This window comes from Pseudomonas sp. UBT (genome assembly GCF_050915955.1).
Taxonomy (GTDB): domain Bacteria; phylum Pseudomonadota; class Gammaproteobacteria; order Pseudomonadales; family Pseudomonadaceae; genus Aquipseudomonas; species Aquipseudomonas antarctica_A.
In genome coordinates this window covers 4244718-4260337 of sequence record NZ_CP168079.1, presented here as the reverse complement: position 1 = coordinate 4260337, position 15620 = coordinate 4244718, and the positions used below count along the sequence as shown (strand labels likewise).

General features: G+C 60.6%; 17 protein-coding genes. 12 read left to right on the top strand and 5 right to left on the bottom strand.

The window, feature by feature from the left end:
- Positions 1-16: 16 nt before the first annotated feature.
- The gene (locus tag ACDZ94_RS19580) at positions 17-913 is read right to left on the bottom strand and encodes an EamA family transporter (RefSeq protein WP_407016799.1); all 897 of its coding nucleotides are present in this window, start codon (positions 911-913) and stop codon (positions 17-19) included.
- Positions 914-1012: 99 nt separating this feature from the next.
- Between ACDZ94_RS19580 and ACDZ94_RS19575 the strand changes: the two genes are divergently transcribed.
- The 3 genes from ACDZ94_RS19575 to ACDZ94_RS19565 all read left to right on the top strand — a co-directional run bounded on the left by ACDZ94_RS19575 (position 1013) and on the right by ACDZ94_RS19565 (position 4792).
- Positions 1013-1795, top strand: a complete 783-nt coding sequence (locus ACDZ94_RS19575) for a helix-turn-helix domain-containing protein (protein WP_432750630.1) — start codon at positions 1013-1015, stop codon at positions 1793-1795.
- A gap of 82 nt (positions 1796-1877) precedes the next feature.
- Positions 1878-3431 (top strand): DUF726 domain-containing protein, encoded by a 1554-nt coding sequence (locus ACDZ94_RS19570; RefSeq protein ID WP_432750629.1) that lies wholly within the window; start codon positions 1878-1880, stop codon positions 3429-3431.
- A gap of 41 nt (positions 3432-3472) precedes the next feature.
- On the top strand, positions 3473-4792 hold the full coding sequence (locus tag ACDZ94_RS19565) for an Nramp family divalent metal transporter (protein ID WP_064452780.1): 1320 nt from the start codon (positions 3473-3475) through the stop codon (positions 4790-4792).
- A 93-nt stretch (positions 4793-4885) separates the two neighbouring features.
- On the opposite strand, the gene ACDZ94_RS19560 is transcribed toward ACDZ94_RS19565, so the two are convergent.
- The gene (locus ACDZ94_RS19560; protein WP_432750628.1) at positions 4886-5818 is read right to left on the bottom strand and encodes a LysR family transcriptional regulator; all 933 of its coding nucleotides are present in this window, start codon (positions 5816-5818) and stop codon (positions 4886-4888) included.
- Positions 5819-5935: 117 nt separating this feature from the next.
- On the opposite strand from ACDZ94_RS19560, the gene ACDZ94_RS19555 reads away from it, so the two are divergent.
- From ACDZ94_RS19555 to ACDZ94_RS19525, 7 genes are all read left to right on the top strand, one after another.
- Positions 5936-6424, top strand: a complete 489-nt coding sequence (locus tag ACDZ94_RS19555; RefSeq protein WP_056859391.1) for a DMT family transporter — start codon at positions 5936-5938, stop codon at positions 6422-6424.
- Between the two features lie 4 nt (positions 6425-6428).
- Complete coding sequence (locus ACDZ94_RS19550) at positions 6429-6884, top strand: DMT family transporter (protein ID WP_053256633.1); 456 nt, start codon at positions 6429-6431, stop codon at positions 6882-6884.
- An 89-nt stretch (positions 6885-6973) separates the two neighbouring features.
- Positions 6974-7144, top strand: a complete 171-nt coding sequence (locus tag ACDZ94_RS19545) for a metallothionein (RefSeq protein WP_064452778.1) — start codon at positions 6974-6976, stop codon at positions 7142-7144.
- A gap of 67 nt (positions 7145-7211) precedes the next feature.
- Positions 7212-7976 (top strand): AraC family transcriptional regulator, encoded by a 765-nt coding sequence (locus tag ACDZ94_RS19540; RefSeq protein WP_407016817.1) that lies wholly within the window; start codon positions 7212-7214, stop codon positions 7974-7976.
- A gap of 89 nt (positions 7977-8065) precedes the next feature.
- Positions 8066-8239 carry a DUF1427 family protein gene (locus ACDZ94_RS19535; RefSeq protein ID WP_082895909.1) on the top strand — a complete coding sequence of 58 codons (174 nt, stop codon included), beginning with the start codon at positions 8066-8068 and terminating at the stop codon, positions 8237-8239.
- A 30-nt stretch (positions 8240-8269) separates the two neighbouring features.
- Positions 8270-9229: a quinone oxidoreductase family protein gene (locus tag ACDZ94_RS19530; protein ID WP_221294986.1), complete on the top strand. Its 960-nt coding sequence runs from the start codon at positions 8270-8272 to the stop codon at positions 9227-9229.
- A gap of 435 nt (positions 9230-9664) precedes the next feature.
- Entirely contained in the window at positions 9665-10000 is a 336-nt protein-coding gene (locus ACDZ94_RS19525; RefSeq protein WP_432750627.1) for a DUF6124 family protein, read from the top strand.
- A gap of 120 nt (positions 10001-10120) precedes the next feature.
- Here ACDZ94_RS19525 and ACDZ94_RS19520 read toward each other — a convergent pair whose 3' ends face one another.
- Entirely contained in the window at positions 10121-11152 is a 1032-nt protein-coding gene (locus ACDZ94_RS19520) for a purine-nucleoside phosphorylase (protein ID WP_432750626.1), read from the bottom strand.
- Positions 11153-11166: 14 nt separating this feature from the next.
- Positions 11167-12129, bottom strand: a complete 963-nt coding sequence (locus ACDZ94_RS19515) for a nucleoside-specific channel-forming protein Tsx (protein ID WP_064452773.1) — start codon at positions 12127-12129, stop codon at positions 11167-11169.
- 206 nt (positions 12130-12335) lie between these two features.
- Here ACDZ94_RS19515 and ACDZ94_RS19510 point away from each other — a divergent pair, with 206 nt between their 5' ends.
- Complete coding sequence (locus ACDZ94_RS19510) at positions 12336-13148, top strand: aminoglycoside phosphotransferase family protein (protein ID WP_432750625.1); 813 nt, start codon at positions 12336-12338, stop codon at positions 13146-13148.
- On the opposite strand, the gene ACDZ94_RS19505 is transcribed toward ACDZ94_RS19510, so the two are convergent.
- A complete protein-coding gene (locus tag ACDZ94_RS19505; RefSeq protein ID WP_432750624.1) occupies positions 13130-14077 on the bottom strand; it encodes an AraC family transcriptional regulator in 948 nt (315 codons plus the stop codon). The two genes, ACDZ94_RS19510 and ACDZ94_RS19505, sit on opposite strands and share 19 nt — an antisense overlap.
- A 276-nt stretch (positions 14078-14353) precedes the next feature.
- Between ACDZ94_RS19505 and ACDZ94_RS19500 the strand changes: the two genes are divergently transcribed.
- Positions 14354-15613: an ABC transporter substrate-binding protein gene (locus tag ACDZ94_RS19500; protein ID WP_407016816.1), complete on the top strand. Its 1260-nt coding sequence runs from the start codon at positions 14354-14356 to the stop codon at positions 15611-15613.
- Positions 15614-15620: the final 7 nt, after the last annotated feature.

Genomic DNA, 15620 nt, shown 5'->3' with positions numbered 1-15620 from the left:
TCAAAGCCGAGCACCTTCAACCGCCCGAAAGGGCGGTTTTTTTTGCGGCGTCATGCACCACTGGTTTACGGTAAAGCCCGACAGCCAGGCCGATGATAATGACGGTGATGAACAGCCCATTGGCTGGGGAAATGCGCTCGCCCAGTATCAGCATTGAACTGGTGATCCCGAACACCGGGATCAATAACGACAGCGGCGCCACAGTTGACACGGGGTATGCCTTGAGCAGCGAATTCCAGCCCCAATAGGCGAAGTGCGTGGCCAGGTAAACCTGAAACAGCAGTGACAACCCGGCGGTCAGGTCGAGGCTGGCCGGCAAGCCGTCGAACGCGGCGTTGCCGTGCATCCACCAGGCCATCAGCCACAGTGGGATTGGCGGAAACAGGCTGGCCCAGACCATGAACGAGAAAATTTCCTTCACGCCCGATGCCTTGATGATGACGTTACCGATACTCCAGGCCAACGCACTGAACACGATCAACAAAACCCCAACTACCGCATGCTCGCCTTCTTGGGTAGAGATGATGCCCGCCAGCCCGATCAATGCCATAACGGCGCCGAGCCATTGTGCACGGCGGATTTTTTCCTTGAACAGCAGGTAGCCCCAGCCCAGCGTGAAAAACACGCTGCACTGAATGATCAACGAGGCGATTCCCGGGCTAACGCCAGCCTGGATGCCATAGTTGATCACGCCCCACATGCCCAGCCCGAAAATAATGCCGTAGGCGGCCACATAGCGGAACTTGACGCTGGGGCGCTGGATGAACAACACCAGTGGCAAGGCGGCGAGGGCAAAGCGCATGCCTGTCAGCACGAACGGGTCGATTGCACGCAGGCCCAGCTTGGTGATGGGAAAGTTCAGCCCCCAGACCAGGGTGACCAGCAGGGCAAGTGCCAGATGTTTCTTTTGCATGGCGATTCCTTCGAGCACGCTGCTTCAAAGGCATGAAGGGTAGGGCGCGTGCGGATGGCCCGCTTGCTATGTTGGGTCATCTTTTGACAATATCGGGCCATGATTCCAACCTTTGATGACAACGCCCTCGAAGCGCTGGTCACCCTGCGTGCGTACCCCTCCGGCACCGTGTTCGAGCGGCATACACACCCGCGCGGGCAGTTTGCCTATGCCTCCACCGGCGCGCTGAAAATGTTCACCGACCTGGGCAATTGGGTGGTGCCGCCGCAGCGGGCAATCTGGGTGCCGGGTGGCATTGCCCATGAAATGCACATGCGCGGTGATGTGGTCATGCTAAACACCTACCTCGATGCTCAAGCTGCCGAGCGGGCAGGGCTGCACGACCGCTGCCAGGTAGTCGAGGTGTCGCCACTGCTCCGGCATCTGTTGGAAGCGGCATTGGCTATCGACCCATCGGCAGCGTCCGATGCCCGACGGCATAGCGTATTGACGCTGCTGATCGATGAAATAGGCAGCATGCCGGTATTGCCCCTCAGTGCGCCGCTGCCCTCCGAGCCGCGCCTGGCCCGTGCTTGCCAGCGCTTTCTGGACGCGCCTGCGCAAACCGTGTCCCTCGACGAGATGGCCGAGTGGTCGAGCATGAGTCGACGTACCTTTACCCGCCATTTTCAGAACAGCACCGGCATGACGTTTGTAGCCTGGCGCCAGCAGGTCTGCTTGCTGGAGGCCACTGCACGGCTCAGTCATGGTGCATCCATCACCGAGGTAGCGTTAGCGCTGGGTTTCAGCAGTTCCAGCGCCTTTACCTCCGTGTTTCGTCGCAACCTGGGGGATTCCCCTGCGCGCTACCTGGCCAAATCCAGGGCCGCGTCATTGTTCTGAGCCCACGTCGGTCAGGATTCACCTTGCTTGCAGTCATGCTTTGTTACTATCGCCGTCCATCGTCACCAGGAGTCACCGGCCCATGCAACACCAGTGGGATGAAATGCACCGCACCCGCAAACCCACGTTCTTACTGTGCGGCGAGCCTCAGGGGGATGTGCTCAATCTCTATGTTCACGGTTACTCGGCCTTCTTCAACCGCCAGCAACTGGGCAATTTCAAAGCGCAACTGGCAGGTATCGAAGGCTCGACCAACTTGATGCTGTTCTGGCCGGCGGGGCATTTTCTGGAAAACCTGTTCGCCCCCTTCAAGGATGTGATCACCTCGATGCTCGGTGGCGGCGGCCTGGGCGCGGCGACTGTGGGCGTGGGCAAGGCGATTGCGTATTTTCTTGATCATTACAAAAGCGTCGAGGCGCGTGTCGATGAAGTGGCCAAGACTTTATTGCCGGAGTTGGCCAGTTACCTGCACGCCGAATCGCTGCAAGTAAGGCGCATCAACCTGATCGGCCATTCCCTCGGCGCACGCATCCTGGTCAAAAGTTTGCTGGCCAGCCCCGAGATCGCCCGCGAACTGCCATTGAACAATTTGCTGCTGATGGGCGGGGCGATCTGTACGTCCAGCCCGTGGGATGAAGTGTCGGCGCCGCTCAAGGGGCGCGTGATCAATTGCCACTCCAGCAAGGACTGGGCGCTGGCTATCAAGCCGGATACCGAGCGCTGCATTGGCCGTTATGCGATTGATGTCACGCCGGCACTCAAGGCCAAGGTCACCAATGTTCACCTGGCCACCTTTGATCATGCCGCCTACTGGCCGCAGTTGAAGACGGTGGTGCAGTACACCGACTTGTTGCAGGAGCGGCGCGGCCTGATTCGCTCTGATCTGCGCAGCAGTGAAGTGCGTTTTGCCGAGGAAGACGCGCAACTGTTCCCGGCACTGATGCAGGCGCGTGCGGAAGAATTGAAGTTTCTCGCCGAATTGATGGCGCAAAAGCGCAGTGCCTCGATTGATGCCAGCGTGCGCGAACCGCTGAAACTGGCCATCGAGTTGCAGCGTATGGGCGGTGACAGCTTTATGAACCTCGCCCGCGGCCATGGCGTGAGTTATCGACAGATCGCCGAAGATGTGGCGCAAAAGCTTGGAATCAAATTCGATGAGCCGCTTGAAACCGTGGCGCTGGCGGACATCGAGGCGCAGGTCGCGGAAAAACTGATCGAGCAATACAAAGGCAAACTCAGCAGCGCCGACCGGCAGGCCTTCGACGCCGAGCTCAAGGCCGCCGCGCAAAAAGAGCAGGGGTTGTTCAGTCGAATCGACATTGGCCGCTCGGCCACCACCGCGCTGAGCGGCACGGCGTTGGCGGGGTTGACCGGGTTTATCCTGCGGCGCGGCGCGGCCACGGCGATTCCGGTGGTGGGCCAGGCGCTGGCGGCGGCGATGTTGCTGGTGACGGGAGTGCGGGCGTTTTCCGGCCCGGCTTTTTCGATCACCACCTTGTCGGTATTGGTGATAGGTGTGATTCGCCAGCGCATGGAGCGCGAAGCGCTGAATCAGGAGATGGACCTGGTGGTGCAAGTCGTTGAAGCGTTTGATTTGCCCCGGGAGACAGTGATGCGCACGGTCGCATCGGACTGATAAGCTGCGGTTCTGACTTGTGTGTTTGCCTGGGATACCGCGTGAAATTCAGCCTGCCGAAAATCGCTACCGCCCCGTTCTGCCCGCCGGAAGTGGCCGGCTCCGTTGTCGTTGACCCTACGGCGTCGTTTTTCAAACGGGCGCTGATGTTCGCCGGCCCCGGCCTGCTGATCTCCATTGGCTACATGGACCCGGGCAACTGGGCCACGGCCATCGAAGCCGGTTCACGTTACGGCTACAGCCTGCTATTTGTAGTGCTGCTGGCCAGCCTGGCCGGAATGGCGGTGCAATGCCTGTGCTCGCGCCTGGGCATCGCCACCGGCAAAGACTTGGCGCAACTGTGCCGCGAGCGCTATAGCAAGCGCTCCTCGCGCACGCAGTGGGTGCTGGCGGAAATCTCCATCATCGCCACCGACCTTGCCGAAGTGCTCGGCTGCGCCCTGGCATTTCACTTGCTGCTCGGTGTGTCGCTGACCACCGGTATCGTTATCACCGCCTTTGACACGCTATTGATCCTGGCTCTGCAGAACCGAGGCTTTCGCCGCCTTGAAGCGATCATGCTGGCCCTGGTGGCGACCATCGGCGTGTGCTTCTTTATCGAGCTGGTGCTGATCAAGCCGTATTGGCCGGACGTACTCAGTGGCTTCACCCCGTCATTGTCGGCCATCAGCGATGCGGCGCCGTTGTACCTGGCCATCGGCATTCTCGGCGCCACGGTGATGCCGCATAACCTCTACCTGCACACCTCCATTGTGCAGACTCGCCTGATTGGCAAAGACCTCGCCAGCAAACAGGACGCGGTCAAGCTGGCGCGTATCGACACCATCGGCTCCCTGGCGCTGGCGTTGCTGGTAAACGCTGCGATCCTGGTGCTGGCGGCGGCTGCGTTTTACAAAACGGGTCACACCGAAGTAGTCGAAATCCAGGACGCCTACCACCTGCTTGATCCGTTGGTGGGCGGTGCGTTCGCCAGCATCCTGTTCGGCATCGCCTTGCTGGCTTCGGGGCAGAGTTCGACCTTTACCGGCACCATCGCCGGGCAAGTGATCATGGAGGGTTACCTCAACCTGCGCATTCCGTGCTGGCAGCGCCGTCTGATTACTCGTGGGCTGGCACTGATTCCGGCGTTTCTCGGGGTCTGGCTGATGGGCGACGATGCCATCGGCAAGCTGCTGATTCTGAGCCAGGTGGTCCTCAGCCTGCAGTTGCCGTTTGCGCTCTATCCACTGATCCGCATGACCGACGACAAGCAACTGATGGGGCCGTTCGTAAACCGACTGCCCACGCGGTTACTGGCGTGGTTTCTGTTTGCGGTGATCAGTGGGGCGAATGCGTGGTTGATTGGGCAGTGGTTGTTTTGATCCAAACGTGCGCGGTTTGAGGCGACCAAAACCAGGACCGCCACTCGAGAGCAGGACAGGGGCGCGCAGCAGCAACCCGTGAACTGAGAGAGCTCACCGATCCCAGTAGGGCACAGTCCCAAAGCACTCCACAAAATAATCAATCACCGTGCGTACCTTCAGTGACAGCCGCCGACTGCCCGGCCACAACGCGGCAATCTGCTGCGGTTCCAGCGTGGTCGCCACCTCGTACTCCGTCAGCACCGCCTGCAAGGTGCCTGCGCGCAACCCTTCGCCAATCAACCAGGACGGAAACACCACCAGCCCAAGGCCTTGCTCTGCCGCGTGGGTAAGGGTATCGGCGTGGTTGCCGGTGATGGGGCCTTTAACGCTGTACGGCGTCCAGTCGCCCTGGCCGCGGCGGAAGAACCAGCGTTGCTGGCCGGTGATGCCTTTGTAGGTCAGGCACTGGTGATTGACCAGTTCATCGGGGTGGCGCGGTGTGCCATGGCGTGCCAGGTAAGCGGGGCTGGCGGCGATACGAAAGCGCTGGGGCGCGAAGATGCGCGCCTGCATGCCCGAGTCATTGAGCACGCCGATGCGAAACAGCAGGTCGGTGCCATCTTGCAGCGGGTCGACGTAGGTGTCGGTTTGCTGGATATCCAGTTGCAACTTGGGGTAGCGCCGGCACAACTCGCCCAACCAGGGTGAAAGGTGACGCTGGCCGAACACCATCGGCGCATTGATCCGCACCAGGCCGCTGGGTTCGCTTTCCTGTTCCTGCAGCGCCTGGGCGGCCGCTTCCAGTTGTTCCAGCATCACGCGTGCGTGATGCCCGAGCAGGCGCCCGGCCTCCGTGGGGCTGACCGCGCGGGTATGCCGGTAGAGCAATTGTTGGCCGAGTGCCTGTTCCATCAGCTGGATCTGCCGCGAGATCGAGGAGGGCGCCAGGCTCTCGCGGCGTGCTACTTCGGAGAAGCTGCCGTGGTCCAGCACGGCGACGAACAGACGTAACGCTTTGAAACTCAACTCATTTAAACCCTGCATCGTGCCTCCGAGCTGTGCGCTTTGCGCAAAGGTGTTATCCGCATGCTCCCATTTATCGCACAGGACGGCCACCGGATAATGCGCGCCATGTTTCCTTTCCAGTAGTGCAGGTGATCTATGCAGGCAAGTTCGATCGAGGGCGTGGCGCAGGCCAGGCCGAAAAAGAACCTTCTACGGCTGCTGTTGTTGCCGTTGGTGATTCTGGCGGGCATGGGCCTGTCGGTGGAGGCCGGTTTGCTCGGCCCATTGGGTGTGCAGGTCGGGCATTTGTGGGCGACGTTGAGCATCTTTGGCGTCGGCACCGCCATCCTGTTTTTGCTGCTGCTGTTCAGCGGCCCGCAAAAGGGCCCGGCCCTCACCGATTTGCCGCGCTGGCAGTTGATCGGCGGGTTCCTCGGGCCGATGTACGTGGTGGTGCTGACACTCGCCACACCGCACATCGGTATCGCCATGACGATGATCGCGATCCTGTCGGGGCAGGTGGGCAAGAGTGTGTTGATCGACCATTTCGGCTGGTTTGGTACTGCGCGCAAGCGGGTCAATGGCGAGCGCTGGATTGCCCTGGCGTTGATTGTGGCGGCACTTGTTCTGATTGCACGAGGGTAAGGCGATGAATCTGATTCTGTTATTGGTACTGGTGATTGCCGCCGGTGCGGTGCTGAGTGTGCAGGCGGCGATCAATGGTCGCCTGGGCCAGACGGTGGGTGTGTTGCGTAGCAGCTTGCTGACTTTTGCAGTCGGAGCACTCAGCACCGCGTTGTTGATTTTTTTCTTCGAGCCCGCGCAGGCTGTCAGCCTGCTGGATGTGCCGAAGTGGCAACTGACCGGCGCGCTCTTCGGCGTGGTGTACATGATGGTGATGGTCGGCGCGGTGCCCATCGTTGGCACGGCAGTGGCAACGGTGGCGGTGATCGTCGGGCAATTGGGCATGGGCATGCTGATCGACAACTTCGGCTGGCTCGGTAACCCGGCCATCGAACTGTCGGGCAGTCGCATCGTGGCGATGCTCTGTCTGGCCCTGGCGCTGGTGTTCATGTACCGCAGCAATACCCGTCAGGCCGATTAACGGCGCTGAACCTTGGCGTCTTGCCGAGAGTCACTGCTTAAGGTGCAGCGCTCGCCGCACCTGGACGACCATGAAAAAGGAGTCTGACCATGGCTGATAAAACCTGTGCTTGCCCACATTGCAAATGCGTACTGGGCAAAGAGGCGGTGATGAAAGACGGTAAGGGCTACTGCTGCCAGGGCTGCGCCGAGCACCATGCGCATGGCGAGCCGTGCGCCTCGTCGACGGGTTGCGAGTGCACCAAGTCGGCAAAGGGCTAAAAATCCGCTCGGATTATCGGGTGGCGGTCATTACCATGGCCGTTCACCCTTGACCGATGCGCTCTTCATGGCTCTGGCCGCACCCCCCGACCTCAGTGATCATGCCGTCCCCGTGCAACCCTTGGCGCGTACCTACCCGCGCGGGTTGTATGTTGAGCCCCATAGCCATGACTGGGGCCAGTTGCTGTACGCCATGAGCGGTGTGATGTGGGTGGAAACACCGCGCGAAGCCCTGGTCGTCCCGCCGCAACGTGCGGTGTGGCTGCCGCCAGGGGTGGAGCACGGGATTCGCGTGGTCTCCGATTTACAGATGCGTAATATCTACTTGCGCCCGGCATTGGCGGCGACGCTGGACAGCCAGGTGCAGGTGATTGAAGTCGGTGGGCTGCTGCGCGAGCTGATCGTCACCTTGGTCGATCATGGCGATACCGGCGATTCGGCGTATTACGACGCCGTGGTTGGCCTGGCCCTGTTGGAACTGCAACGTGCGCGCCGCTCGCAAATCCGCATCGCCATGCCGGTGGCGGCGGACCGCCGGCTGATCAGCGCGTGCCAGGCGGTGATGGCGGCGCCTTCCCTGGAGATCCCCTTTGAGCAACACGCCGAGACGGCCGGTGCCAGCGTGCGTACGCTGGCGCGGCTGTTCCAGCATAACCTCGGCATGGGCTTTGCCGAGTGGCGTCGTCAGGTGCAACTGGCCACGGCGGTGGCGGAGCTGATCCAGGGCCAGTCGGTCAGCGGCATTGCCCGGTCTTTAGGTTATTCGCCCAGCAGCTTCAGTGACATGTTTCGGCGCGAACTCGGTGTGGCGCCATCGCACTACATCGATTGAGGGGTTGGCCGAAATCCTGAAGCACTTGGCCGATGCCTCGGCGACGGGCTCACTACACTGAGCCCATCAACCCACCAGGCGTCGCCCAAATGAATTACCTGATTTCCCTCGCCATTGGCCTGTTTGTCGGCGTGATCTACGGTGCCCTTGACTTCCGCTCGCCCGCGCCGCCTGCCATCGCTCTGGTCGGTCTGATGGGCATGTTACTGGGCGAGAAGCTGTGGCCCGTGGGGCGGCAACTGGTGAGTGGTTGGTTGTCCTGATTATTCACTTCCCTTCGATGGATGTTGGCCATGAAAGCTCTGCAATTTTCCGCCACTGGCGACCTCGCCGCCCTGAGTTTCGTCGACGTCGCCACCCCGGTACCGGCTGCCGATGAAGTGCTGGTACAGATCAAGGCTGCGGGCCTGAACCCCAGCGATGTTAAAAACGTGCTGGGCCGCTTTCCCTACACCACGCTGCCGCGTATTCCCGGGCGAGACTTCGCCGGTGTTGTGGTGCAAGGCCCGCCAGCGTTGGTGGGGCAGGACGTGTGGGGCACCGGCCGTGACCTCGGTTTTTTCGCCGACGGCTCCCACGCCCAATACCTCACCGTGTCCGCCAAGGGCGTGGCGCACAAGCCTGCTCACCTGAGTTTTGCTCAGGCCGCCAGCCTTGGCGTGCCCTACACCACCGCTTGGGATGCCCTGGAACGTAGCGGTGTCGCGAAGGGCACGCGTTTGTTAGTGATGGGTGCCAATGGTGCCGTAGGCAGTGCGGCGCTGGCCCTGGCGAAGATTCGTGGTGCCCAGGTGTTGGCGGCGGTGCGCAAACCCGATCAGGTTGCGGCGTTGCAGGCGCAAGGGGTTGACGCGATCGCACTGGGCCAGCCGGAAACGTTGGGTGCGCAGGTGAACGCCGTGTTCAAGGGCGGCGCCGATGTGATCTTCGACACGACCGGTTTCTGGCTGCCGGCCGCTGTCGCAGGGTTGGCCCCATTCGGGCGCATCGCAATCATCGCCGCGCCGATTGATGGGCACGTGCAACTCCCGGCATTGGCCTTGTATCGCAAAGGCGGCTCGGTGGTGGGCATCAATTCGTTGCTCTACAACTGCGAGCAGTGCGCCGTGATGCTGGAGCAATTCGGGCGCTTCTTTGATGAAGGGCTACTGCCACTGCCGACTGGGTTGCGCGAAGTGGCGCTGGCGGATGGTGTGCAGTGTTACGAGGAAGTGAACCAGGGCGGTGCTGACAAGATCATCTTTCTGCCTTAACACGGATAAAAAATGTGGGAGCTGGCTTGCCTGTGATAGCGGTGTGTCAGTCAACATCTCTCTGACTGACAGGCCGTCATCGCGGGCAAGCCCGCTCCCACAGTTTGATCTTCACTGGGCATCAGAAACCTTGGTCGCTCGGACCTTTCCCACAGAGATTTCAGGTTGTCGCTCGGAAGGGCGCTGACTAACCTCACTGCCGTCGCTGACCGTTCAGCGATCGGATTTGACCGTCCGACTAAACCAGTGCGCTACAGCACCCAAGACCTATATCAGGCGTTTTTTCTACGCTTGATGTATCGTGTCGCGGCAGCTGTGCGCGGGATACCTTCGGGTATGCCGGATCCCTGGTTCCGGTCGGTCAACCCGCGTTCAGCTGCCACCCCACTTTGTTTGACCGCGAGTGATGGCAGCTCCACTACCAGGAGTTCCACCATGATTAAAGACAGCCCAAACCCCCCAGGCCAGCAAGACTTCGATACCAGCACCCTGCACGAAGTGGCCAACCGCGCGATCAACCACTACCTCAATCCCGGCAAGCCAATCCCCGAACCCACCGAAGGGCTCTTCACCGTGCGCGCCGATCTGGGCACTGAAACCTTGCTGGTCAATGCTTCCCAGGATTTGGCGTCCCTCTGTGAGATTGCCAACCATCTGGCGTTTGAAATCGACGGGGCTCAACGCAATGTCGCGCTGGGTATCTGTCGAATGCTGGAGGGTGTGCAACTGTTGGTCGATAAGGCACTGAATGTGGCCCATCCGGCGGCATAACGATTTTAGCGCGGTCAAAAAATGTGGGAGCGGGCTTGCTCGCGAAGGCGGTAGGTCAGTCACAGAAAGGTTGACTGAAACACCGCATTCGCGAGCAAGCCCGCTCCCACAGTTTGATCTCTACTGGGCGTCGGGAACGCCTTTTTCCCAGGCTGACCAGTTCTTCAGAATCGCCTGTACCAGCGGGTTGCCCGTGCGGTACAGGTTCTCCAGTGCCGGAACAAACCCACCCTGGTCGGCGTATTTCAGCAGGTTGTCGACTTCGCTGTAGCCAGGGTACGGCCGGTCGAAATCGGAACCTGCACGCACCACGGCCAGGCGCTGGATATCCACCAGGCCTTCGCGGCTGGCGCGCAGCAGGGCTTCATAGGTGGAGTTGTCTTCCTGCTGGGTGGTGCAGTACTCGCCTTTGTTGTCGGTGAGCAACTTGGTCCAGACTTCGGCGCGCTCGCTCAGGCGTGTGCCGGAGAACCAGGTGTTGCCTGCCAGCGTGTCACAGCGGGTGACTTGCGGCGGCTGGTTGGCCGGGGCGGCAGGGTAGTGTTTGCGCCAGGCGCTGGATTCCTTGCTTTCCGTCAGCTCAACCTTGTGCGACAAGTCATACGCCTTGGCTTGTAGCTTGGGGTTCAGCTCAAAGACTTCGGTCTTGTAGTCCAGTGGCGGTTTTTCGTTGGGGCCTTTTGTGTTGATGCCGATGTAACCGGTTGGCCAATCCTTGGGCGCATCCCGCGAGTCCAGTTCCCATTGGGTGCCGAATTCCACCAGGTAATGAGCCCAGGCAGCCGTGCCGATGGTGCCGTGTTTGGGGCTGATACCGGCAATCCCGGCGATCAGGAAATAGCTCTGGCGCAGGTCGAACTTGGGCGACAAGGCCAAGGCCAGGGTCGACGCGGCGGCGTTGGTCTGGCCCATGCCGGTCACCAGCAGGCATACATCCTGGGTGTTGCAGCGAATCACCGGGTATTCAGCCGACAGGCCCGGCACGCGTACTTCCTGCTTGAGTTCCAGGCGGTCGATCCAGGTCTGCGCCTCGGGGGCGAACATGGTGATCAGCATCACTTTGGGTTTGATCGGCGCGGGGGCAGCCGCCAGCACCACGTGAGGCAGCAGGGCCAGGCCAACGGCCATCGAGAGACGGGTAAACGCTTTCATCTAATGCTCCTTTATCAGAATTGGTAGCCGACACCGGCGTAGTAGCCCCAGCCATCCGAGCGGGCGCGGAAGTTGCCTTCGCCGAAGTTCAGCTCGCTGCCGTCCTCCCAGTTGCCGCCGTTGTGAAAGTAACGGCCAACCAGGGTAAAGCGCAGGTGGGTAAACGAATACAGCAGCACGTTGGTCGCCACCAACGAGTTGGCGGTGCGCGCCGGGTTGTCCTTGTGCAGGTCCGAGCCGAAATCGTAGTTGGTGAAGCCGATGTAGGTCAGCGACGCACCGTTATCGAAACTGCTGATAGGCACGATGTACTTCATTTGTGCACGGTAGCCGTCCCACGAATATTCATTGCTCGCGCCATAGTTTTCCCATTGGTAGCGCCCATAGAAGTTGGCCGACAGGTTGACCCGCGAGTGCGTGTCGATGTCGGTGCCGAGACCGCTGTACAGGGTGTTGGCGCGGTTGGACTTATTGCTGCCGTGGTCGTAGATCCAGTCAAACGCCACATACCATTCCTTGAACGGCCCGATGGCCAGGCTGCGACCGGCCAGGTAGTCGATGGAGATGCGCGGCTCGTGCTCCATGAATACCGGCGAGCCATGGTCCCACGCGCCTTTGTCATTACTGTTACCGATGCCGAGAATCTTCGGCACGTCGATATAGCCGTACAACTCGAACGGGCCCTTGCGACCGAAGTACTCGTACTCCAGATAGACGTCATCCTGCGGCTTGGGGCCGAAGCTGATGTCTTTGCTGCCGATCAGTGTCAGGTCCTGGTTGAACCATTCCGACAGATACACGCCTTTTTTCGCGGGGCTGGCGTCGGGGCTCTTGGTCTCAGGGCTGAGGGTTTCGCCCTGTGCTGAGTCATCAGCGGGTTTTTCCTGCGCCAAAATGGGGGCGCTGAGTACTCCCGTAACGGCAGCCAGTAGCAAGGAAACACCAAAGGAAGCAGGACGCCTTGAGGTGGGGTGCATTGAAAGTCCCTATTCGTACGCGGTTTGAACCCGATACCTCGGGTAACGGTGAACTTGGCAGCCAAGTTCGTTCCGCAAACGTTTGCACAGGCTGTACCAACTTTGCTCAATGGCTTGAATAAAATGAAAAAAAGCGCAATTAGTCGACCTTTTGATCAAAAATGACTGGGTGTCATTTTTGCAGGCCACTACGAGGATCCACTCACATGTTCGAGCGCTATTTGCAATCCTGGAACCTGAAGGTTGATGGCGACCCCGTCGTGACGCCCGGCAGTCACCTGTTGCCCGTGCGTTGGCAAGGCCGGCCGGCGATGTTGAAAATTGCTCACACCTCAGAAGAGCAGCTCGGTGGGCAGTTGATGAGCTGGTGGGCGGGCGAGTGTGCCGCCCAGGTGTATGCCCATGACGACGTGGCGTTGTTGATGGAGCGAGCCACCGGCCCGGGTTCCTTGATGTGCATGGCCCTCAATGGGCAGGATGATCAAGCCAGCCGGATCGCCTGCGCCACGGTTGCCCGGCTGCATGCGCCACGGCCATCGCCACCGCAAGGGTTACTGTCCATGCAAACCTGGTTCCAGTCATTGTGGAAGGCCGCTGCTGACAAAGGCGGTGTGTTGCGCGACTGCGCAGCGATGGCGCATGCACTGCTGGCGGCGCCACAGGACATCGTGGTGCTGCACGGTGATATCCATCACGACAATATTCTCGACTTCGGTGCTCGGGGTTGGCTGGCGATTGATCCAAAGCACGTCATCGGCGAGCGTGGTTATGATTATGCCAACCTGATCTGCAACCCGGATTTGCCGACCTGCCACGATCCGGTGCGTTTTAATCGGCAGGTCGCGGTGATTGCCCAGGCTGCCAACCTCGCACGCCCACGCCTGTTGCAATGGGTATTGGCCCATGCAGGTCTGTCCGCAGCTTGGTTCCTTGAGGATGGAGAGCGCCAGCGTGCAGACGTTGACCTTGAAGTCGCTCGCCTGGCGCAACGGGCGTTGGCTCAATGGCCGATGGTGTAGGGCAATGGCTGATCGGCGATGCGGTTGAACAGATGCATCGCGGTTTCCCGCCGATACTCACTCGGGGTCTGGTTCATTTCGATCCGAAAGTGCCGGTTGAAGTTGGACAGGTTGGCGTAGCCCACTTCGAAACAAATATCCGCCACTGACATCTCGCTTTGCAGCAACAGCCGGCAGGCGCGCTGCACGCGGAACTTGCGCATCAGCTCGATAAAGCCGTGGCCGGTGTTGCGTTTGAAGAAACGCGAGAAGCCCGGTTCGCTCATCTCCAGCTGTCGCGCGATGACCGACAGGCGCAAGTCGCCGGTCAGCTCGCGCATCAGGTAATCGAAAGCCTTATTGATGCGCTCGGCGCTGCGTGCGTCCAGGGTGGGGGCATAGCAGGGGCTGGCCAGCGCCTGCACGTGCGGTGGCGCGGCGTTTTTGAGGGTGTCGAGCAGTTGCAGGAACAGGATCAAGCGTTGCAGGCCATGGGCGTTGCCGATGTTTTCCATCAGGCGTGCCGCCTGCACGGCGGTGTCACCGCTGAATTGCAGGCCGCGCCGGGCCTGTTCGAACAGCGGCTGCAGGTCGCCGAGTTCCGGCAGGGTCTTGCGCAGGGCGAGGAGGGCGGCGCCGTCGAACTGCAGCACCACGTCGCGGCCGGTCAGGTATTCGCCGGGGGCCAGGTCACCGATCCAGTCGTGGGGCAGGTCCGGGCCGATCAGCGCGACATGCCCGGCACCGAACGCGCCGATATAGTCGCCCGCCACCAACTTGCCGCTGCCTTGGCGGATCAGGTGGATTTCGAACTCGGGGTGGTGGTTCCAGCGTGCCAGGTCATACGGGTAGTCATGTTCGAACCAGCGGAAACAGTGGTCCGGCTCGGGCAGGATGACTTCCAGTTCGGCGGGGCGGTGCTCGAACAGCTCGGCGCGACTGACGGGCATGGTGATGCCTCTTTTAGTTGTTGAGTCGCCTCAAAATACGCGCACAGGCATTCAATACGCTACCCCCGGTTTCGCCTGGCACTGATACTTTTTTGATCCTGGAGCCTGGGTTAAAAAAGTATCAGCTGTGCATTCGCCATTCGTTTGTGAGGGCTTGGCCAAGCTGCTGTAATCGACGCTCAACAACAAAAACAACAGGTGGAAACCGCCATGCTCCCGACCTGCAAAGCCAAGCTCCCGCAAGCGCTGTTCCTGCTGACCGGCCTGGCGCTGGCCATGCCCAGCTACGCCGCCGACACCGTCACGATCGCCACGGTCAACAACAGCGACATGATCCGCATGCAGCGCCTGTCCAAGGTGTTCGAGGAGCAGCACCCGGACATTAAGCTCAATTGGGTGGTGCTGGAAGAAAACGTATTGCGCCAGCGCCTCACCACCGATATCGCCACCCAGGGCGGGCAATTCGATGTGCTGACAATCGGCACCTACGAAACGCCGCTGTGGGGCGCCAAACACTGGCTGGAACCGCTGACCCAATTGCCGGCTGACTATGACGCTGACGATATCTTCCCTTCGGTGCGCCAGGGCCTGTCGGTCAACAACACCCTGTATGCCCTGCCGTTCTACGGCGAAAGCACGGTCACTTACTACCGCACCGATCTGTTCAAGCAAGCCGGCCTGAGTATGCCCGCGCACCCGACCTGGACCCAGCTCGGTGAGTTCGCTGCCAAGCTCACCGCAAAAGATAAAGGCCAATACGGCATGTGCTTGCGCGGCAAGGCCGGCTGGGGTGAGAACATCGCACTGCTCAGCACCATGGCCAACGCCTTTGGCGCGCGCTGGTTCGACGAACAGTGGACGCCCGAATTGACCAGCCCTGAGTGGACGGCAGCCGCCAACTATTACGTCAATACCCTGAAAAACTATGGCCCGCCGGGCGTCTCCAGCAACGGTTTCAACGAAACCCTGGCGCTGTTCAACAGCGGCAAATGCGCGATCTGGGTGGATGCCAGCGTCGCCGGCTCTTTCACCACCGACAAGAGCCAGAGCAAGGTAGCTGATGACGTAGGCTTTGCCGCCGCCCCAACCGAAGTCACCGACAAGGGCTCCTCCTGGCTTTATGCCTGGTCCCTGGCAATCCCGGCCACGTCCAAGCATAAGGACGCCGCCAAAGCCTTTATCAGCTGGGCAACCTCCAAGGACTACATCCAATTGGTCGCCGATAAAGAGGGCATCACCAACGTACCGCCGGGCACCCGTCAGTCCACTTATAGCGAGGCGTATTTGAAGGCCGCACCGTTTGCCCAGGTGACGCTGGAAATGATGAAACACGCGGACCCCGCGCACCCTTCGGCCAAACCGGTGCCCTACGTGGGCATTCAGTACGTGACCATCCCTGAATTCCAGGCCATCGGCACCTCCGTAGGCAAGCTGTTCTCGGCGGCGCTCACCGGCGGCATGACGGTTGACCAGGCGCTGCTCGAAGCCCAGTCCACCACCGAGCGCGAAATGAAACGCGCCGGCTATCCCAAATAATTTTGAA